The sequence below is a fragment of the Nocardia sp. NPDC003999 genome, assembly GCF_053604885.1.
On the sequence record NZ_JBSGIB010000004.1, the window covers coordinates 394226 to 413016 of the forward strand.

Here is an 18791-nt window from a genome sequence, read left to right on the forward strand (position 1 = left end):
GATGGCGGCGGAGGGGGTCACTGCGGGGTGATCAGACCTTGTGGGGTTCGCTGGCGCGCAGCATGTCCTCGCGTTCGACGACCTTGACGCGCTCGCGGCCCTCCGGCTCACCGAGGGAGCGTTCGTGCGCGTCGAGGCGGTACCAACCGGCCCAGGTGGTGAACGGGATGCCCTTGCCTTCGAGGAACTCGATGACGGCCTCGGGGTCGGGCCGCTCGGCCGGGGTGAAGCCGGGAGCGTCGTCCAGCAGGCAGGCGATGGTCTCGTTGGCGTCGCCCTTGGTGTGGCCGATCAGGCCGACCGGGCCGCGCTTGATCCAGCCGGTGACGTAGGTCGCGGGCAGGTAGCGCGCGGCGCCGTCGGCGTTCTCGTCGATGAGCACGCGGCCCGCTTCGTTCGGCACGGTGCCGGCCTGGTCGTCGAACGGCAGGTTGGTCAGGTTCTGCGACAAGTAGCCGACGGCGCGGTACACCGCCTGCACGTCCCAGTCCTTGAACACGCCGGTGCCCTTGACGTTGCCGGTGCCGTCGAGCTCGGTGCGCTCGGTGCGCAGGCCGACGACCTTGCCGTTCTCGCCGAGAATCTCGGCGGGGGATTCGAAGAAGTGCAGGAACAGCTTGTGCGGCCGGTCGCCCGCGTCGCGGATGGCCCACTGCTCGAGCGTGTTGGCGACCATGTCGACCTGCTTGGAGTGACGGCGCGCGGCTTCGGAGCCTTCGTCGTAGTCGATGTCCTCGGGGTCGACGATGACCTCGATCGTGGGCGAATGGTCGAGCTCGCGCAGTTCCAGCGGGGTGAACTTGGCCTGCGCGGGACCGCGGCGGCCGAAGACGTGCACCTCGACGGCCTTGTTGGCCACCAGGCCCTTGTAGACGTTCGGCGGGATCTCGGTCGGCAGCAGTTCGTCGCCGGTCTTGGCCAGCACGCGGGCGACGTCGAGGGCGACGTTGCCGACGCCGAGGACGGCGACCTTCTCCGCCTCCAGCGGCCAGGTGCGGGGGACGTCGGGGTGGCCGTCGTACCAGGAGACGAAGTCGGCGGCGCCGTAGGAGCCGTCGAGGTCGATGCCGGGGATCGGCAGGGCGCGGTCGGCGTTGGCGCCGGTGGAGAAGATCACCGCGTCGTAGAAGGCCCGCAGGTCGTCGAGGGTGATGTCGGTGCCGTAGTCGATGTTGCCGAGCAGGCGCACCTGCGGCTTGTCGAGGACCTTGTGCAGGGCCGTGATGATGCCCTTGATGCGGGGGTGATCGGGCGCGACGCCGTAGCGGATCAGGCCGAACGGCGCGGGCATGCGCTCGTAGAGGTCGATCGACACCTCGGCATCGGACTTCATCAAGGCGTCGGCGGCGTAGATCCCGGCCGGTCCGGCGCCCACGATCGCGATGCGGAGCGGGCGGGTCTTCGCGGTGTGCGCGTCAGGCCCGGAGGAGGAAGCCTGCGTCACCACGGAGGGCTCGCGGACACCGCCATCCTCTACTGCACTCTGTTCGGTCATCTCTTTACGCGCACCTTTATGGTCGAAACAATTAATGACGTCGGGCTTAGCTTAGGCTAAGTTGACGCACCGGCTCGGTCGCACCCGTCCGGTGCGGACGCCGGCGTCGCCGGCTCGTGGCTGCACGGTGCTCCGTTCGCCGCGGCGTAGAGCTGCCGATTCGCTATGACAGCAGGCCGCCGTCCCGCGATTCTATCGGGATGGCCGACGCCGCCCCGCGTCGGTGCGTGAACTCGACGGATGCCATCGACAGCCACGATTGCCGCTTACCCGCTCGCGCGCGGTCTATCGCCGCCGCTCGCCCCTGGTCGGCGCCGCGCCGGTGTATTGCCCGGGGTCGAGCGCTCGATACCGGCGCCGACCAGGGATCATCGAGCCATGACCGAACAGCAGCCGACCGCGGGCGAGGACGAGATCATCCGGGTCGATCAGACCGATAAACGCTCGGTGGTCCCGTTCGTCGCCGCCGCGGTGGTCGCGGCGATCGTGCTGATCGCGATCGTGCTCGGCGGTGTGCTGTCGCCCGCTGAGAAAAATGTCACAGACGCCGACCGCATCACGGCGGCCGTCCGAAACTTCGTCGACGGTGCCAACCGCAGCGACGCCGTGCCGCCGCCCGGCACCGCGTGCCAGGGCTTCGACGCCGCCCACTCACCGCTGGCGGGCCAGGACGGCGCCGGAAAGCCCGTCGAGATCACGAAAATCGACCCGCCCATGGTGGACGGCGACCGGGGCAAGGCGACCGTCACCACGAAGGTGGACGGGCAGGAGAAGACGACGACCTGGATTCTCGCCAGATCCGGCGACAAGTGGCTGGTATGCACCTGAGCGTTCGCGCAGGGTGCGTCACCGTTTGACACGGTGACCCGGGTCGGTGCAATCTCAGTCGAAGGTCATGAGAACCAGTGTCAAGCCCCGGCATTGCTGGTCGGCAACCCTCCTCCGCGGTGGGGTGCTCCGGGTGACGACCTGGCGGCGCCCTGGTCCCGGGCGCGGCAAGTGCGGATTCGCAGGAGGTGCACATGAGTTATGCCGGTGACATCACCGCTCAGCAGGCTTGGGAGTTGCTGCGGGACAATCCGGAAGCCGTCCTGGTGGACGTGCGGACGGAAGCGGAATGGAGATTCGTCGGAGTCCCCGACACGAGCCCGATCGAACGGCCGACCGTGCTGATCGAGTGGGTCGATTCCACGGGGGCGCGCAACGAGACGTTCGTCGAGCAGCTGAAGCAAGCGCTCGACGGCCATGATCCCGAGGCTCCTGTCGTCTTCCTCTGTCGCTCCGGTCAGCGTTCGGTGGGCGCGGCGATCGCCGCCACCTCGGCGGGCTACCGCACCTCCTACAACGTGCTGGAGGGCTTCGAAGGCCCGCTCGACGAATTCGGGCATCGCGGCGGCTCCGGCTGGCGTGCCCTCGGACTGCCCTGGCGGCAGTCGTGATCACCGGCGGCGCGTTCGACAAGCCGTTGCCCGAGAGCGTCGGCCCCGCGACGCTCGGCGTGCGCGGCGGGCTGCGGCGCTCCGGTTTCGAGGAGACCGCCGAGGCGCTCTACCTCACCTCCGGCTTCGTCTACGAGAGCGCGGAGGCCGCCGAGGCCGCGTTCACCGGCGAGGTCGAACATTTCGTCTACTCCCGCTACGGCAACCCGACGGTGGCCATGTTCGAGGAGCGGATGCGCCTGCTCGACGGCGCCGAGGCGTGCTTCGCGACCGCGAGCGGCATGGCCGCGGTGTTCACCGCGCTGGGCGCGCTGCTGGGCGCCGGCGACCGGCTCGTCGCCGCGCGCAGCCTGTTCGGCTCGTGCTTCGTGGTGTGCAACGAGATACTGCCGCGCTGGGGCGTGGAGACCGTCTTCGTCGACGGCGAGGATCTGGACCAGTGGGAACAGGCGCTGTCCGTGCCCACTCAGGCGGTCTTCTTCGAGACGCCCGCCAATCCGATGCAGACGTTGGTCGACGTGCGGCGGGTGAGCGAGCTGGCGCACGCGGCAGGCGCGAAGGTCGTGCTGGACAACGTGTTCGCCACTCCGCTGCTGCAACGCGGCTTCGAACTCGGCGCCGACGTGGTGGTCTACTCCGGCACCAAGCACATCGATGGGCAAGGCCGCGTGCTGGGCGGCGCCATCCTCGGCGCCACGGACTACATCGACGGCCCGGTGAAGACGCTGATGCGCCACACCGGCCCCGCGCTGAGCCCGTTCAACGCGTGGACGCTGCTCAAAGGCTTGGAGACGATGCCGCTGCGGGTGCGCCATTCGACGGAGTCCGCGCTGCGGATCGCCCGCTTCCTGGAGAGCAACCCGGCCGTCAGCTGGGTGCGATACCCGTTCCTGGATTCGCATCCGCAGTACGCGCTGGCCACGGGCCAGATGAGCGGCGGCGGCACCGTGGTCACCTTCGAGCTGAACGCACCCGAGAACGAGGCGAAGAAGCGCGCGTTCGAAGTCCTGAACCGGTTGCGCATCGTCGACATCTCCAACAACCTCGGTGACGCCAAGTCCCTGATCACCCACCCCGCGACCACGACACACCGCGCCATGGGCCCCGAAGGCCGGGCCACCATCGGTTTGTCCGACGGCGTCGTCCGCATCTCGGTGGGCCTGGAGGACGTGGAAGACCTGCTTCAGGATCTCGACCAAGCCCTCGCCTGAGCAGGGATCGGTCACATCGGCATGGTGACGCCGGGTGAAGACGGTGCACCGTGCAGGATCAAGTGGCTCGGAACGTCGTCTTTCTTGTCGTTCTTCTTGCCGTTCTTGTTCTTGCCCGGCAGGTCGAAGGCCAGCCGGATCGTGCCGGCGCGGCCGGGCGCGATGCGTGCGAAATCGTCGCCGGGCGGGTTGAGTCCGGCGGTGGCCGCCGCGTCGGGTGCGACGGAGCGGCCCGCGGTGGTGACCAGCCGTTGACCGGTGATGTCGAGGACTTGGTCGCGGTCGGACACGTTGGTGACCGTCAGCGTGACGATGGTTCGGGAACCGCCGCCGGAGCCCACATCGGTCACGGTGAAAGCGAAGTTTCCGTCGCGCACGGCAGTACCCGGATTCGCGGGTTGTCCGCCGGTCGGGGGCAGCGGAGTATCGGTCGGCGTAGCGGTTTCGCGGGTCGTCGGACCCGCGACGGGCGCGGACCCGATGCCGCCTACCAGCAGCCACAACGCCGCCGCGGCGACGAGCGCCGCCCCTGCGGCGACGGGTATCCATCGGCGCTTTCGCCGACGATGGAGCTGCCCGGTCGGAGCGGGTGAACGTACCTCGGGCGTCGGCTGCGCCGCAGTGGCGGCGGTCATGACGCGAGTTCGCGGGCGGGCGGCCGGTGCCGGGAGAGGCGGGACTGGTCGCCCAACCGTGGACCGGGCCAGAGCGGCCGACGCCGCCGCGGCGAGTTCCCCCGCGCTGCCATAGCGTGCGTCCGGCTCTTTGGCCATTCCCCGGGCGATGACGTCGTCGAGTGCGGCCGGGACGCCGTGGGCTGCCCGCGAGGCGCGCGGCGGCTCGGCCATCAGATGCGCCCGCATCTGTTGTGCCGGATCGCCCGCGCCGTAGGGCGGTTGTCCGGTGAGGGTCTCGTAGAGCACGCAGGCCAGCGAATAGACATCCGACCTGGCATCGACCGTGCCGGTGAATCGCTCCGGCGCCATGTACCCCAGCGTGCCGACCACCAGCCCGGTGGCGGTGAGCGCGGTGCCGTCGGCGGCGCGGGCGATACCGAAATCGATCAGATATACGAAACCGCTGGTGTGCAGAAGGATGTTGCCCGGCTTCACATCGCGGTGCACGAGTCCGGCCGCGTGCGCGGCGTCCAGCGCCTCGGCGGCCTGGGCGATGACGTCGACGGCCCGATCCGGCGGCAGCGCGCCCGATCGCAGCCGGGTGCCCAAGTCGACGCCATCGATGTAGGCCATCTCCAAGAACAGATGGCCGTCGACCTCGCCGAACGCGTGGATGGGCACGATGTGCGGGTCGCGCGCCCGAGCGCCCAACCGCGCCTCCCGCTCGAAGCGCTGCCGATAGAGCGAATCCGCGGTATACGCCGCGGACAGCACCTTGAGCGCCACGGCGCGGCCCTCAAGGTCGTGTGCCAACCACACCTCACCCATGCCGCCACGACCCAGCAAGCGTTCGAGCGAGTAGTTCCCGAACGTGCCACCGGCGCTCTGCACGGACATGCCTCGACCGTATCGCCGGGTTTCGTCGCCATCGCGGGCGGGAGGGCGTCCGCTTTCGTGCTGTCGACGCCGCACGTTACGCGGAGAAGGCTTCGTCAGGCATCGGCGGTGCGCTCGATGTCGGTGAGATGGGCGATGTTGGCCCGGTCGTCCGGGGACGAGCTCGGTTCGGTGGTGAACCAGGAGTCGAGGATCTCCCGTAGCTCGGCGCTGGAGGTCGAACGCAGGCTCAGGGCAAGGACGTTGGCGTCGTTCCAGGTGCGGGCGCCCGCCGCGGTCGAGGCGTCCGCGCAGAGTGCGGCGCGGACACCTGCGACCTTGTTGGCCGCGATCGAGGCGCCCGTGCCGGTCCAGCAGCAGACGACGGCTTGGTCGGCGTGGCCGGAGGCGACATCGCGGGCGGCCGCTTCGCTGGCCCAGGCCCAGTCGTCGCGTTCCTCGTCGGACAGCGCGCCGTGCAACACGAGTTGGTGGCCGCGCTTGCCCAGTTCGTCGACCAGTTCCGCGGCCACTCCGACCCGCTCGTCCGCCGCCACCGAAATTCGCATGCGTTCAGCGTAGTTGCCGGTTCGCGGGCAGTGCGGACGATCGTTCGCATTGACAGTATGCTGTCAAATATGACAGCATACTGTCGTGATGAAGACCGTGCACATGGCCGTTTACGACACACTCGCCGACTGGGAGGTGGGCGCGGCGACCGCGCACATCAACAAGCCGAGCTGGCACCGGGAACCGGGAACCTGGCAGGTGAAGACGGTCGGCCTGACCGTGGAGCCGATCACGACGATGGGCGGCATGCGCATCGTGCCGGATGTCGTGCTCGCCGAGCTGACCCCCGCGGACAGCGCGATGTTGATCCTGCCGGGCGCGGACACCTGGGAGGGGCCGCACTTGGATCCGTTCGCGCACAAGGCACGCGAGTTCGTGGACGCCGGTGTTCCGGTCGCCGCGATGTGCGGTGCGACATTCGGCTTGGCCAAGGCGGGTCTGCTCGACACTCGCGAGCACACCAGCAACGTCGCCGAATACCTTCGCTACAGCGGGTATTCGGGTGCGCACCACTACGTCGACGAACCGGCCGTCACCGACGGTGACGTCATCACCGCCGGGGCGAGCGCGCCGTTCGAGTTCGCGCGCGAGGTGCTCGGCAGGCTCGGCGTGTACGAGCCGCACGTGCTGGATGGCTGGTACGCGTTGTACGCGCACTCCGATCCGGCCGGATGGGCGGTGCTGGCGGAATACGACGCGCAGCACGCGTGAGCGAGAATCGTCGGTGATCCGACCGGATCGCCGGCATCGGGAGGCGACGCATGACCCCAGAACAGGAATTGTTCGCCGCGGCGGCGATCACGTCGTTCCGTTTGAACGGTCAGTTCCTCGGCGTGGCCGAGGAACTGGCGCGACCGGCGGGCCTGACCGCCGCTTGGTGGCAAGTGCTCGGTGCGGTGCTGCGTGCGCCGCTACCCGTCGCGGGCATCGCCCGCGAGATGGGCATCACCCGCCAGAGCGTCCAGCGCATCGCGGATCTGCTCGTGGATAAAGGGCTCGCCGAATACCAGCCCAATCCCGCCCACCGGCGCGCGAAACTCGTCGCGGTCACCGACGCGGGCCGGGCCGCGGTGCACCGCATCAACCCGCAACACAAAGTGCTGGCCGAACGGCTCGTAAACGAACTCGGCCGCGATCAGCTCGCGCGCACCGTCGAGGTGCTCACCACGCTGTCCGCCGCGATCGACGCGATCACCACGGACGGCGCCTAGCCGCGCCAACCAACGACGATCGCGTTCGACCGCAGCGTACGTCGTCGTAGGCGGAAGTGCGGGTCGCGGAAAGCTTTTCGCGCGCCGAGCCTCTGGGCAGCGGCTGTTGTCGGATCGCCGAGTTCCTGGTCCCCGGCGGGCTTCCGAGACCGAGGAGGCGGCAGCGGCGGCGTGGTTCGTCGCAGGTCCGGACGTGTCGCTCAGTCGGCGAACGGGGACTCGGTCTTCCCGATCAGGTCGGCGACGGAGTCCACCACCATCGTGGGGCGGTAGGGGTAGGCCTCGAAGGACGCGCGGGTGGAGATGCCCGAGGTGACCAGGATCGTGCGCATGCCCGCTTCCAGGCCGGAGATCACGTCGGTGTCCATCCGGTCGCCGATCATCACCGTCGACTGAGAATGTGCGCCGATGCGGCGCAGCGCGGAGCGCATCATCAGCGGGTTCGGCTTGCCGACGTAGTACGGGTCGCGTCCGGTGGCGCGCGTGATCAGCGCGGCCACCGAGCCGGTCGCGGGCAGCGAGCCATCGCGGGACGGGCCGGTCGGGTCGGGGTTGGTCGCGATGAAACGGGCGCCTCGCTCGACCAGCCGGATCGCGGTGGTGATGGCCTCGAAAGAGTACGTGCGGGTCTCGCCGAGGACGACGTAGTCCGGGTCGCTGTCGGTCAGCACGTAGCCGATCTCGTGCAGTGCGGTGGTGAGGCCGGATTCGCCCACCACGTAAGCGGTGCCGTTGGGGCGCTGTTCGTTCAGGAAGGTGGCGGTGGCCAGCGCGGAGGTCCAGATCGCTTCTTCCGGGATGTCGAGCCCGGTGTGCCGCAGTCGCGCCTGCAGATCGCGCGGCGTGCGGATCGAATTGTTCGTCAACACCAGGAACGGTGTCTCGTTGGCGCGCAGTTCGGCGAGGAACTTGTCGGCGCCCGGAATCAGATGGTCCTCGTGCACCAGCACGCCGTCCATATCGGTCAAGTAGGACAGGATCGGCTCGTCGTCTGCGCTCACGCGGGCCATTATCCGCTACCGCCCCGCGGCCGCCACCGCAGAAACATTTCGCCCCCGCCGCGGTGTTCTCCGCTGTGAAGATCATCCGCGTCGGGCCGTCGGCGCGGAGGGCGGCAGCGTTGACTACTGTCGATGACGGATCGCGATGGCGGCGAAACGAAACGCGAGGAGCGTGCAGATGAGCGGACTCAAGCTCGGATACAAGGCATCGGCGGAGCAGTTCGGTCCCCGTGAACTCGTCGAGATCGCGGTGCTGGCCGAGCAACACGGCTTGGACAGCGCCACCGTGAGCGACCATTTCCAGCCCTGGCGGCACAAGGGCGGACACGCGCCCTTCTCGCTGGCCTGGCTGGCCGCGGTCGGTGAGCGCACCCAGCGCATCCAGCTCGGCACGTCGGTGCTCACCCCGACGTTCCGCTACAACCCAGCGGTGATCGCGCAGGCATTCGCCACCATGAGTTGCCTGTACCCCGATCGCGTGATGCTCGGTGTCGGCACCGGTGAGGCGCTCAACGAGATCGCCACCGGCTACACCGGCGAATGGCCGGAGTTCAAGGAGCGTTTCGCGCGCCTGCGCGAGGCGGTCGACCTGATGCGCGCCCTGTGGACCGGCGACCGCGTCGACTTCGACGGCGAGTACTACAAGACCGTCGGCGCCTCCATCTACGACGTGCCCAAGGGCGGTGTCCCGATCTACGTCGCCGCGGGCGGCCCCCTGGTCGCGCGGTACGCCGGACGCGCGGGCGATGGCTTCATCTGCACCTCGGGCAAGGGGATGGACCTCTACACCGAGAAGTTGATGCCCGCCGTCGCGGAGGGCGCGGCGAAGACCGGCCGCAGCGTCGACGACATCGATCGGATGATCGAGATCAAGCTCTCCTACGACACCGATCCGGAACTGGCCAGGGAGAACACCCGGTTCTGGGCTCCGCTGTCGCTCACCCCGGAGCAGAAGCACAGCATCACCGACCCGATCGAGATGGAGGCCGCCGCCGACGCGCTGCCCATCGAGCAGATCGCCAAGCGCTGGATCGTCGCCAGCGACCCCGACGAGGCTGTCGCCCAGATCAAGCCCTACATCGACGCGGGCCTCAACCACCTGGTCTTCCACGCCCCCGGCCACGACCAGCGCCGCTTCCTCGACCTCTTCCAGCGCGACCTGGCCCCCCGCCTCCGCGCTCTGGCCTGACCGTCCACGAGTGGCACACCACGGATACGTCTTCTCGGCCGATGCCGCACTGGTGTGCCACTCGCGAAGTCACGCCCGGCGGAGGGCGAAGATGCGCAGGTCGCGGGTGGTGCGGGAGCGGTAGGCGGCGTAGGCGCCGGTGATGTCGACGAAGCGTTGGAAGATCGCGTCTTTGTCGGGAGTCTCGACGGGGGTGGCGGTTACCCGGATGCGTTCGCCCGCGATCGCCACCGTCGCGGTGGGGTGGGCCAGGAGGTTCGTGGTCCAGGCCGGGTGGTGCGCCTGGCCGAAGTTGCTGCCGATCACGTAGAGCGTGTCGCCGTCGTGCACGTACAACAACGGCTGGGTGCGCGGTTGGCCGGACTTGCGTCCGATCGTCGTCAGCAGGATGACCGGCGCGCCGATCGGGCCGAGCACGGTGTACTTGGCATGGGTGCGCTCCAGGACCGCCCGGTCCAGTGGCGTGAGGGCCCGGACGAGTCGGGAGCCGGGCTTGGTGGCCGCGAATCTGCTTGCCGCGCGAGCGAATAGGTTGGTCCGCGAACCCCACTGCCGGTCCGGAAATTGCTCAGCCATGCCCGGACTATAGCGGCCCGGGATATCGGCTTCGGCGGCTTCGCGCCAGCACGTATCGAACCTCGCCGAGCAGGCCCCGGTGGGTGACGATCGTCGCGCGGCGGGTTCCGGTTGCCGCTGGTTCACTAAGCTCTGGGACATGGCCGACAACGCTCCATCCGCCGTGTACATCGCCTCTCCCGAAGGCGACACCGGTAAGTCGACGGTGGCCCTCGGGGTACTGCAGACGCTGTGCGCGACGACCGCGCGGGTCGGGGTGTTCCGGCCGATCACACGCTCGACCACCGAACCCGACTACATCCTCGAACTGCTGCTCGAGCACAGCACGGCGGACATCGACTACGCGCAGGCGATCGGCACCACCTACGAGCAGGTGCACGCCGATCCGGACGCGGCGATCAGCGAGATCGTGCTGCGCTTCCACGAGGTCGCCAAAGCGTGCGACGCGGTGGTGGTGGTCGGCAGCGACTACACCGACGTGGCCAGCCCCAGCGAGTTGCGCTTCAACGCCAGGATCGCGGTCAATCTGGGCGCACCCGTGTTACTGGTGGTCCGCGGCGCCGGGCGCACTCCGGACGAGGTGAAGCAGCTGGCCGAACTGTGCGCGTCGGAGCTGGCGCACGAGCACGCGCAGCTGGTCGCCATCATCGCCAATCGCTGCGACCCGCATCGGCTGGACGAGGTGAGCGCGGCGCTCGGCGGGTTCGACGTCCCGTCCTGGACACTGCCCGAGGTCCCCTTGCTGATCGCCCCCACCATGGCCGAGCTGTGCGCCGCCATCGACGGCGAGATGTACAGCGGTGACCCGGAATTGCTGCACCGCGAGGCGCTGAAGGTCATGGTCGGCGGCATGACCGCCGAGCACATCCTGGAACGGCTGACCGAGGGCGTGGTGGTGATCGCGCCGGGCGATCGGTCCGACGTACTGCTGAGCGTCGTGAACGCGCACGAGGCCGAGGGCTTTCCGTCGCTGTCGGGCATCATCATGAACGGCGGCCTGCTGCCGCATCCCGCGGTGGCGCGGCTCATGACCGGCCTGAAACCCAAGTTGCCGATCCTCACCACCGAGCTCGGCACCTACGACACGGCGGGCGCCGCGTACCGCAGCCGGGGCCGCATGTCCGCGGGCAACCCACGCAAGGTGAACACCGCTCTGGCTCTGATGGAGGAACACGTGGACGCCGCGGAGCTGTTGCGGCGCATCGACGTTCCGCACAGTCCGGTGGTCACGCCGCAGATGTTCGAATACCAGCTCATCGAGCGCGCGCGAGCCGATCGCAAACGCATCGTGCTGCCGGAGGGCGACGACGACCGTATCCTGCGCGCGGCCGGACGGGTGTTGCAGCGCAAGATCGCCGATCTGGTCATCCTCGGCGACGAGACGGCGGTGCGCGCCCGCGCCGCCGAACTCGGGGTGGACATCTCCGCCGCGCAGGTGCTCGACCCACGCAACTCCGGCTACCTGGACGAGTTCGCCGCCGAATACGCCGAACTGCGCAAACACAAGGGCATCACGCTGGAGCGCGCCCGCGAAACCGTCGCCGACATCTCGTATTTCGGCACCATGATGGTGTACAAGGGGATCGCCGACGGCATGGTCTCCGGCGCGGCGCACACCACGGCGCACACCATCCGCCCGTCGCTGGAGATCATCAAAACGGTGGAAGGCGTCTCCACCGTCTCCAGCGTGTTCCTGATGTGCCTGGCCGACCGGGTGCTCGCGTACGGCGATTGCGCGGTCGTGCCGGATCCGACCGCGGAGCAGCTGGCCGATATCGCGATCTCGTCCGCGGCGACCGCCGACCGCTTCGGCATCGAGCCCCGGGTCGCGATGCTGTCGTACTCCACCGGCGAATCCGGTAGCGGGGCGGACGTGGACAAGGTGCGCGTCGCGACGAAGCTGGCGCGCGAGCGCGCACCGAAGTTGCCGGTGGAGGGGCCGATCCAATACGACGCCGCGATCGAACCGACCGTCGCCGACGCCAAGCTGCCCGATTCGGAAGTCGCCGGGCGCGCCACGGTGTTCGTGTTTCCCGACCTCAATACCGGCAACAACACCTACAAGGCGGTGCAGCGCAGCGCGGGCGCGATCGCGATCGGCCCGGTGCTGCAAGGTCTGCGCAAGCCGGTCAACGACCTGTCGCGCGGCGCGCTGGTGGCCGACATCGTCAACACCGTGGCGATCACCGCCATCCAGGCGCAGGACAGCTGATGGGTGCGTTCGCCGTCGCGGCGCGGGCGCGTCGCGGAACAAGCGCGTGGTGATCGTGGTTGCCGAGCGAGTGCGACGCGACCGCGGGACACGGGAGGCGTGATGAGCAAGACGGCCGAGGGCATGGTGCTGGTGATCAATTCCGGCTCCTCGTCCATCAAATACCAGCTGGTGGACCCGGATTCGGGCGTGGTCGCGGCCTCGGGCGTGGTCGAGCGGATCGGCGAGGACGAAGGTGGGATCGAGCATCGCGCCGACGGCTCGACCACCGAGCGCCGCGAGCGGATCGCCGACCACGCCGCCGGGCTGCGACTGATCTTCGACACGTTCGCCGCGACGGGCCACGACTTGGTACGCGAAGGCGTGCGGGCGGTCGGGCACCGGGTGGTGCACGGCGGCGAGGTGTTCTACCGGCCCACCCTGATCGACGACGACGTGGTGGCCGCGATCAGCGAACTAGCCGCGCTGGCGCCGCTGCACAATCCGGCCAACGTCGCCGGGATCGAGAGCGCGCGGGCGCTGTTGCCGGGCGTGGCGCAGGTCGCGGTGTTCGACACGGCTTTCTTCCACGGCTTGCCCGCCGCCGCGAAGACCTACGCCATCGACGCCAAAGTGGCGGCCGCGCATGGCATTCGGAAGTACGGCTTCCACGGTACCTCGCACGAATACGTGTCCGGCTGCGCGGCCGACTTCCTCGGGCGTGACCCCGCCGAGCTGAACCAGATCGTCTTCCACCTCGGCAACGGCGCGTCGGCGTCGGCCATCCGTGGCGGTCGTCCGATCGATACCAGCATGGGCCTCACGCCGCTGGAAGGCCTGGTGATGGGCACCAGGTCCGGTGATCTCGATCCCGGCATCGTGGCGCATCTGGCGCGGTCGGCGCACCTGGACATCGATGCGATCGACACGCTGCTCAACCGGGATTCCGGGATCAAGGGCCTGTCCGGCGTGAACGACTTCCGCGAACTGCGCCGTCTCATCGACGGCGGGGACGAGGCCGCGCGGCTGGCCTACGACGTGTACATCCATCGGCTGCGGCGCTACCTCGGCGCGTACCTGATCGACCTGGGCGGCGTCGACGCGATCACCTTCACCGGAGGAGTCGGCGAGAACAGCCCACAGGTGCGGGCCGACGCCCTGGCCGGTCTCGGCGCGTTCGGCATCGAGGTGGATCCCGCGGCCAACACCGCGGAAAACCGTGCCGCGCGGCGTATCTCCCCGCCCGGCGCACCGGTCGCGGTGCTCGTGGTGCCGACCAACGAGGAACTGGCCATCGCCCGCGCCGCGCGGCACGTGGTCGACGGCTAGATCCAGGTCTTCGCGCGAATGAGGTTGGCCAGGTCGACGAGCGCGTAGCGATGCCTGCGGTTGGGCGCTCCACGAGCCAGCGAGCGCAGGCCCGTCTCGGCGCCCGCGCGGAGTTCGCGTTCGGTGAACGGCGCGCCGAACAGTGTGGCATCGGGACGCTTCGGCGTGTTGCCCGCCTGGAGCCACGCGAGGGCCGCGCCGAGCACCAGCACCCGCATCTGCACCGCGCGACTCTCGCCCGCGGGCAGGCTCAGCATCCGAGACGCCGAGATGTGCAGGGTGGCCTCGTCGAGATCGGCTATCGGCGCGGCGGTGAGCATCAGCAGCACCGCCGTCATCCGCGCGGTGGTGAAATGCCGTGACGCGGCGGGCACGGCGTCCAGCGCCTGCACGGCCTCGGCCACCCGCTCGTCCGCCGCCAGCTGCCTGGCCAGCCCGAAGGCGGCGCTCACCACGGTGCGGTCGGTGCGCCAGACGGTCTCGTAAGCCTGCTCGGCATAGCTGCGCCACTGTTCGGGATCCGGCGAATCCCAATGCTGGAGTACGAGTTCGGCCGTTGCGGCGAGCGCCAGCTGGGGGGCGAGTTCGCCGGGGAGCACCCGGAAGACCTCGTCGAAGTCGGTGAAGGCGCGCTCGTACTCCCGGTCGAGCAATTCGGCCATGCCCCGAAACCAGCTCACCCGCCACTCCCGTTCGGGCAGCCGCGCCAGCAAGTCAAGCACCGTGGCGGACTCGCGCAGATCGAGCCGCACGCGCGCCTCGGCGAGGGTGAGTTCCAGCTCGAGCGTCTCCGGGGCGTTGCCGGGATCGGCTTCGGCTCGCTCACGTGCGTGCCGCAGCGCCTCCAGCGCGTGGGCGGGCTCGGGATGCACGGCTGCCGAGAGCAGGGGCGCGGCCGGGTCGGCCGGATCCAGCAGCGGAATCGGCAACGCCGCCACCACATCGGGGGCGTCGAGCAGGCTGCTGCGGGGGCGGCCGTCGGTGTAGGCGTCGGTTTGACTGATCAATTCCTCGGTGCCGAAACTGGACCGCGGCGGCGTGAAGACGGTGGACAACTGCGGGTGTTCGGTCTCGGTCTCCAGCGCGAGGATCTCCCGCAGCACGCCCGACATCTGGGCGGACATCGCACGGGCGGAGGGAAAGCGGCGTTGCGGGTCCGGGTCGGTGGCGCACAGCAGCAGACGATGGAAACACTGGTAGCGAGCCAGCACCGGCTGGTCGGCGGGGTCGGGCAGGCCGTCGAGGTACCGTCCGTGCTCCGAAGGCATGTTCAAGGTGAGCACGGCCAGCGTGCGCCCCACGGTGTAGACGTCGGAGGCGACGGTCGGGCCCGTACGCGCGATCTCCGGCGCCTGGAACCCTCTGGTGCCGTAAAGGTTTCCGTACGCTTCGATGGTGGCGACGGCCCCGAGATCGATCAGTTTGACCTGGTCGTCGGTGACCATCACGTTGTCGGGCTTGAGGTCGTTGTAGGTCAGGCCGGTCGAGTGCAGGTAGTCCAGCGCGGGCAGGATCTCGAGCAGGTAGGCGATCGCCTCGGTGACCGGCATGCGCTTCGGGCGTTCGTAGGAGTCGAGGATGTCGCGCAGCGACCGGCCGCCGACGTACTCCATGACGATGTAGCCGACGGGTGTGCCGTCCGCGCCGGTGTGCTCGACGAAGTTGTAGATCTTGACGATGCTGGGGTGCGCCACCTCGGCGAGGAATTGGCGTTCGGCCATGGCGACCGCCTGCGCTTCGGCGTCACCGGCGTGCAGCAGGCCCTTCAGCACGACCCAGCGGTCGCTGACATTGCGATCGATCGCCAGATAGATCCAGCCGAGTCCGCCGTGCGCGATGCAGCCCTGGATCTCGTACTGTCCCGCCACCATGTCGCCCGGGTACAGCGTAGGACGGAAGTCGAAGGGCGCCTCGCAGGTCGCGCAGGTGCCCGCCGTGGTCGCGGGCCGGGTCGCCGTCGCCCGGCCGACCGGTTTGCCGCAGCGCCAGCAGAATCGCCTGCCTTCGGAGACGACCGCGTTGGTGAGCACGGCGTCGCGGGGATCCGCGGGCGTCACCGTCGGGATAGGCACCAGCCCGGCGCCGAGCCGCCGCACCGCAGGCCGGGTGCGCGCGGTGCGCACGCTGCGTCCGGAGGTGCGCTGCGGAGCCGACGCGGGTTCGGAATCCGTGCGTCGCGTCTGATCCGATGTCGCCGCGTACGCCGCCGTGCCCTGGGTTCCGCCCGGTTCCGGTGTCTCTTGCCTTTCGGCGGGGTCGCGTAGCCACGCGGCCGTGCTCGATGCCGTTTCCGGGCGGTTCAATCGGGTCGCGTCCGAATCCGCCTCTTCCGCCGACTGTTCCGCATCCGCGGGCAATGGTTCGCGTTCCGTGTCCAGCTCGCCCACACCCGCGCGCCGCCCCGTTCCCGTGGCGTGTGCCCCCAGTTGTCGCGGGTCCGCGTGGTCTCCACGCGACGGTTTCGCCGCCGCCGCGTTCTGCTGCCGCCCGGCCGCGCTGGATCCACCCTCGAACACAGCGGCCGGGCCGGGCCCTACCGCGGCGTTCTCGTCCGGGTCGGGCTCGGGGACCTGCCGTGTGCTCATCGACCCGTCAGTCCTGATACGTAGGGGCGGGTGGAGCGGGTACGGGGCCGAGAACGGTGAGATATTTCTGGTAAAGCCCGACCCAGGTGCCGTCGTTGCGGATGCGTTCCAGTGTGCCGTTGACGAAGCGGACCAGGTCGTCGTTGCCCTTGGTGATGCCGATGCCGTACGGCTCCTCGCTGATGCTGCCGCCGACCAGCTCGGTGTACGGGTCCTGCGCGGCCAGGCCTGCGAGCACGGCGTCGTCGGTGCTCACCGCGTCGACCTGGCGCTGTTGCAGCACGACCAGACAGTCGGCCCAGCTCGGCACGGTGAGGATGGTCGCGGCGGGCTGGTCGCGGCGCATGTGCTCCAGCGACGTGGTGCCCGAGACGATGCAAACCCGCCGGCCCGCCAGATCGGCCAGGCTGCGGATCCCGGAGTTCTTCACCGCGAGCACCCGCTGGTTGGCGCGCAGATAGACGGTGGAGAACGTGACCTTCTCGCGGCGCTCGCAGTTGATCGTCATGGTCTTGGCGACCAGGTCGACGGTGCGGTTCTGCAACGCCGTCTCCCGCTCGGCGGAGCCGAGGCTGCGGAACTCGATCAGATCCGGGCTGCCGAGCAGATCGCGGGCCACTTCCCTGGCGATGTCGGCGTCGAAACCGACGATGGCGCCGGAGATCGGGTCACGGTAGCTGAACAGATTGCTGCCGGTGTCCAATCCGACGAGCAGCCTGCCGCGCGCCCGGATCGCGTCGATCGCCGCGCCGCGCGCGGCAGCGCCCGCTCCGGTCGGACGCAGGCTCGCGGTCGGGTCTCCGCACCGCGACGTGCCCGGCGACGGCGGGACCGGCGAATCGGTGAGCACCGGAACGGCCTTGGCAGGCAACGGGGGATCGGTGTACTTCGGCGTCTTGCCCGACACCGGCGCGCCGGAATCGCTCGCACAGCCGCTCGCCAGCGTCACTACGACGAGGGTGGCCACCAGAATGCCGCGCGCGGATCTCATCGGTACTCCCGAAGCCGGGGCCAGATGCCCAGTCCGACATAGCCTGCCGCCAGTATGCCGAGCACCATCGCGCCCGCGCCGAGGAAGTCCAGGGTGCGGGCCGCATGGGAGATCCTGTCGCGCAGCGTGTCCCTGGTGGCGGCGATGCCTTGCTCCAGCGAACGGTCCAGCGCCTCCACCTGCACGGTGACGTCCGCCGAGCCGGGTCCGGTCGCCACCACGGCCGCGCTGTTGAAATCGCCCTTCGCCAGCGCGTCGTTCATGCGCTGGTGCGCCACTCGCCAGCGCGCCAGGGCAGGCACGGCATTGCGCATCTCGTTCGCCGCGGGCGCGGAGCCGGGATACTTGCCGATCAGATCGGCCAGCCGTTCGATGTCCGCGTCGTAGGTGCGGTCGTAGTCGCCGGTCGCGTCGCGGCGCACCAATTTCAAGGTCTCCGCGGCGCGGGCCTGCTGCACCAGGATGCGGCTCTCGGTCAACCGGGAGGAGGGCACCGCGCCGTCGTCGCGAGCGCTGATCATCGCCGCCGCCGACACCGAGCCCGCGATCACCGTCCACGCGAGCAGGATCAGCATGGCCGCCGACGCGAGCACCAGTCCCGGGTTGAGCACCCGCCGCCAGCGTCGCGCCAGATCGCGCTGGACCCAGACCAGCACGCCGAGGGTGAGCAGCAGCAGGCCGATCGCGGACCACGGCGGGCGCACGTGGTTGCGCTGCGCGGCGGTCACCGCCGCCGAGCGATGATTGTGCAGTTCCTCGGCCATAGGTAGCAGCGTCGTCTGCATCTGGTTGGAGGCCTCGCTCAAATACGCGGCGCCGACCGGATATCCGCTGCGATTGTTCGTCCGTGCGGTTTCCACCAGACCGGAGTACACCGGCAGGCCGGTGACTATGCCGGTGCGCAGCCGCGCATCCGGATCGGCCGCCGCGTCGGATTGGGTGACCAATTCCGCCGACGCTTCGCCCAGTGCCTGCGTGTAGCGATCCCGCACCGCCTGCGGCTCCAGCCCGCCGGAGATGAAGGCGGTGCTCGCCGCTGCGTCGGCGATCGACAGCGAAGTGTAGAGCCGGAGCGCGGAATGCGCGTCCGGTTCGGTGTCGCGCAGCAACACATCCAGGCCCTGCTGTCGGTCACCGACCGTCGCGGCGGTCATCGAGCCCGCGGCCAGGCACAACCCGATGAGCAGCAGCCCGAGCGCGATCAGCCGTCCCGGTGAGGAATTGGCGAACGAACGCAGATTGGTCAGGTCGAGACGTTCGCGCACCACCGCGACGCTCAGGCCGCCCGGATCGTCCCGACCGGCGGGCTCGGGCGCGGACGACGGCCGGAGTTCGGCCGTCGTCGGCTCGGAGCTAGCCATGTCCACCTCCCCAGTTTGGGCCGCGTACGCGGATTTCTCGACGGCTGGACCGGATATCCGATCGATCCGTGCGTGTTGGTGCGGAGTTTATTGTGGTCGTACGGGCGCCGCGGCGTGTGAAACACCCCCGATTGGGAGGAGACGGCGGT

General features: G+C 69.3%; 16 protein-coding genes and 1 riboswitch. Of the genes, 8 read left to right on the forward strand and 8 right to left on the reverse strand.

The window, feature by feature from the left end; translation table 11 throughout:
* Window positions 1–31: 31 nt before the first annotated feature.
* Window positions 32–1495, reverse strand: a complete 1464-nt coding sequence (locus tag ACWESM_RS12175; RefSeq protein ID WP_364424645.1) for an FAD-dependent oxidoreductase — start codon at window positions 1493–1495, stop codon at window positions 32–34.
* A 378-nt stretch (window positions 1496–1873) separates the two neighbouring features.
* Between ACWESM_RS12175 and ACWESM_RS12180 the strand changes: the two genes are divergently transcribed.
* From ACWESM_RS12180 to ACWESM_RS12190, 3 genes are all read left to right on the forward strand, one after another.
* Complete coding sequence (locus tag ACWESM_RS12180; RefSeq protein ID WP_355071558.1) at window positions 1874–2323, forward strand: Rv0361 family membrane protein; 450 nt, start codon at window positions 1874–1876, stop codon at window positions 2321–2323.
* Window positions 2324–2386: 63 nt separating this feature from the next.
* Window positions 2387–2503, forward strand: a riboswitch (SAM riboswitch).
* Window positions 2504–2517: 14 nt separating this feature from the next.
* A complete protein-coding gene (locus tag ACWESM_RS12185) occupies window positions 2518–2934 on the forward strand; it encodes a rhodanese-like domain-containing protein (protein WP_452491666.1) in 417 nt (138 codons plus the stop codon).
* A complete protein-coding gene (locus ACWESM_RS12190) occupies window positions 2931–4145 on the forward strand; it encodes an O-succinylhomoserine sulfhydrylase (protein WP_355071562.1) in 1215 nt (404 codons plus the stop codon). The genes ACWESM_RS12185 and ACWESM_RS12190 overlap by 4 nt, the downstream gene beginning before the upstream one ends.
* A gap of 11 nt (window positions 4146–4156) precedes the next feature.
* On the opposite strand, the gene ACWESM_RS12195 is transcribed toward ACWESM_RS12190, so the two are convergent.
* On the reverse strand, window positions 4157–5659 hold the full coding sequence (locus ACWESM_RS12195; RefSeq protein ID WP_452491669.1) for a serine/threonine-protein kinase: 1503 nt from the start codon (window positions 5657–5659) through the stop codon (window positions 4157–4159).
* 95 nt (window positions 5660–5754) lie between these two features.
* A complete protein-coding gene (locus ACWESM_RS12200) occupies window positions 5755–6207 on the reverse strand; it encodes an RpiB/LacA/LacB family sugar-phosphate isomerase (protein ID WP_355071565.1) in 453 nt (150 codons plus the stop codon).
* A gap of 88 nt (window positions 6208–6295) precedes the next feature.
* Here ACWESM_RS12200 and ACWESM_RS12205 point away from each other — a divergent pair, with 88 nt between their 5' ends.
* Together ACWESM_RS12205 and ACWESM_RS12210 are read left to right on the forward strand one after the other, a co-directional pair.
* Window positions 6296–6919 (forward strand): type 1 glutamine amidotransferase family protein, encoded by a 624-nt coding sequence (locus ACWESM_RS12205; protein WP_356963476.1) that lies wholly within the window; start codon window positions 6296–6298, stop codon window positions 6917–6919.
* Between the two features lie 50 nt (window positions 6920–6969).
* Window positions 6970–7419 carry a MarR family winged helix-turn-helix transcriptional regulator gene (locus tag ACWESM_RS12210; protein WP_364424637.1) on the forward strand — a complete coding sequence of 150 codons (450 nt, stop codon included), beginning with the start codon at window positions 6970–6972 and terminating at the stop codon, window positions 7417–7419.
* 200 nt (window positions 7420–7619) lie between these two features.
* Here the strand turns inward: ACWESM_RS12210 and ACWESM_RS12215 are convergent, their stop codons facing one another.
* On the reverse strand, window positions 7620–8378 hold the full coding sequence (locus ACWESM_RS12215) for an HAD-IIA family hydrolase (protein WP_355072115.1): 759 nt from the start codon (window positions 8376–8378) through the stop codon (window positions 7620–7622).
* Between the two features lie 220 nt (window positions 8379–8598).
* Between ACWESM_RS12215 and fgd the strand changes: the two genes are divergently transcribed.
* Window positions 8599–9609, forward strand: coding sequence for a glucose-6-phosphate dehydrogenase (coenzyme-F420) (fgd, locus tag ACWESM_RS12220; RefSeq protein WP_355071568.1), 1011 nt, complete (start codon window positions 8599–8601; stop codon window positions 9607–9609).
* 69 nt (window positions 9610–9678) lie between these two features.
* Here the strand turns inward: fgd and ACWESM_RS12225 are convergent, their stop codons facing one another.
* Entirely contained in the window at window positions 9679–10185 is a 507-nt protein-coding gene (locus ACWESM_RS12225; RefSeq protein WP_355071569.1) for a nitroreductase/quinone reductase family protein, read from the reverse strand.
* A 139-nt stretch (window positions 10186–10324) separates the two neighbouring features.
* On the opposite strand from ACWESM_RS12225, the gene pta reads away from it, so the two are divergent.
* Entirely contained in the window at window positions 10325–12397 is a 2073-nt protein-coding gene (pta, locus tag ACWESM_RS12230) for a phosphate acetyltransferase (RefSeq protein ID WP_397279495.1), read from the forward strand.
* Between the two features lie 102 nt (window positions 12398–12499).
* On the forward strand, window positions 12500–13705 hold the full coding sequence (locus ACWESM_RS12235; RefSeq protein ID WP_452491673.1) for an acetate kinase: 1206 nt from the start codon (window positions 12500–12502) through the stop codon (window positions 13703–13705).
* Here ACWESM_RS12235 and ACWESM_RS12240 read toward each other — a convergent pair.
* The 3 genes from ACWESM_RS12240 to ACWESM_RS12250 are packed head-to-tail and all read right to left on the reverse strand — an operon-like array spanning window position 13702 to window position 18642.
* Window positions 13702–16290: a tetratricopeptide repeat protein gene (locus tag ACWESM_RS12240; protein ID WP_452491675.1), complete on the reverse strand. Its 2589-nt coding sequence runs from the start codon at window positions 16288–16290 to the stop codon at window positions 13702–13704. The genes ACWESM_RS12235 and ACWESM_RS12240 overlap by 4 nt on opposite strands.
* Window positions 16291–16297: 7 nt before the next feature.
* Window positions 16298–17281 carry a glutamate ABC transporter substrate-binding protein gene (locus ACWESM_RS12245; RefSeq protein WP_397279499.1) on the reverse strand — a complete coding sequence of 328 codons (984 nt, stop codon included), beginning with the start codon at window positions 17279–17281 and terminating at the stop codon, window positions 16298–16300.
* Window positions 17278–18642: a hypothetical protein gene (locus ACWESM_RS12250; RefSeq protein WP_355071578.1), complete on the reverse strand. Its 1365-nt coding sequence runs from the start codon at window positions 18640–18642 to the stop codon at window positions 17278–17280. The genes ACWESM_RS12245 and ACWESM_RS12250 overlap by 4 nt, the downstream gene beginning before the upstream one ends.
* Between the last annotated feature and the right edge of the window lie 149 nt (window positions 18643–18791).

Excerpts from the sequence above, each read along its gene's own strand:
- ACWESM_RS12200 (WP_355071565.1), bottom strand. The coding sequence starts at position 6,207 with ATGCGAATTTCGGTGGCGGCGGACGAGCGGGTCGGAGTGGCCGCGGAA.
- ACWESM_RS12245 (WP_397279499.1), bottom strand. The coding sequence starts at position 17,281 with ATGAGATCCGCGCGCGGCATTCTGGTGGCCACCCTCGTCGTAGTGACG.
- ACWESM_RS12205 (WP_356963476.1), top strand. The coding sequence starts at position 6,296 with ATGAAGACCGTGCACATGGCCGTTTACGACACACTCGCCGACTGGGAG.
- ACWESM_RS12235 (WP_452491673.1), top strand. The coding sequence starts at position 12,500 with ATGAGCAAGACGGCCGAGGGCATGGTGCTGGTGATCAATTCCGGCTCC.
- ACWESM_RS12240 (WP_452491675.1), bottom strand. The coding sequence starts at position 16,290 with ATGAGCACACGGCAGGTCCCCGAGCCCGACCCGGACGAGAACGCCGCG.
- fgd (WP_355071568.1), top strand. The coding sequence starts at position 8,599 with ATGAGCGGACTCAAGCTCGGATACAAGGCATCGGCGGAGCAGTTCGGT.
- ACWESM_RS12250 (WP_355071578.1), bottom strand. The coding sequence starts at position 18,642 with ATGGCTAGCTCCGAGCCGACGACGGCCGAACTCCGGCCGTCGTCCGCG.
- ACWESM_RS12180 (WP_355071558.1), top strand. The coding sequence starts at position 1,874 with ATGACCGAACAGCAGCCGACCGCGGGCGAGGACGAGATCATCCGGGTC.
- pta (WP_397279495.1), top strand. The coding sequence starts at position 10,325 with ATGGCCGACAACGCTCCATCCGCCGTGTACATCGCCTCTCCCGAAGGC.
- ACWESM_RS12175 (WP_364424645.1), bottom strand. The coding sequence starts at position 1,495 with ATGACCGAACAGAGTGCAGTAGAGGATGGCGGTGTCCGCGAGCCCTCC.
- ACWESM_RS12185 (WP_452491666.1), top strand. The coding sequence starts at position 2,518 with ATGAGTTATGCCGGTGACATCACCGCTCAGCAGGCTTGGGAGTTGCTG.
- ACWESM_RS12225 (WP_355071569.1), bottom strand. The coding sequence starts at position 10,185 with ATGGCTGAGCAATTTCCGGACCGGCAGTGGGGTTCGCGGACCAACCTA.
- ACWESM_RS12210 (WP_364424637.1), top strand. The coding sequence starts at position 6,970 with ATGACCCCAGAACAGGAATTGTTCGCCGCGGCGGCGATCACGTCGTTC.
- ACWESM_RS12195 (WP_452491669.1), bottom strand. The coding sequence starts at position 5,659 with ATGTCCGTGCAGAGCGCCGGTGGCACGTTCGGGAACTACTCGCTCGAA.
- ACWESM_RS12215 (WP_355072115.1), bottom strand. The coding sequence starts at position 8,378 with ATGGACGGCGTGCTGGTGCACGAGGACCATCTGATTCCGGGCGCCGAC.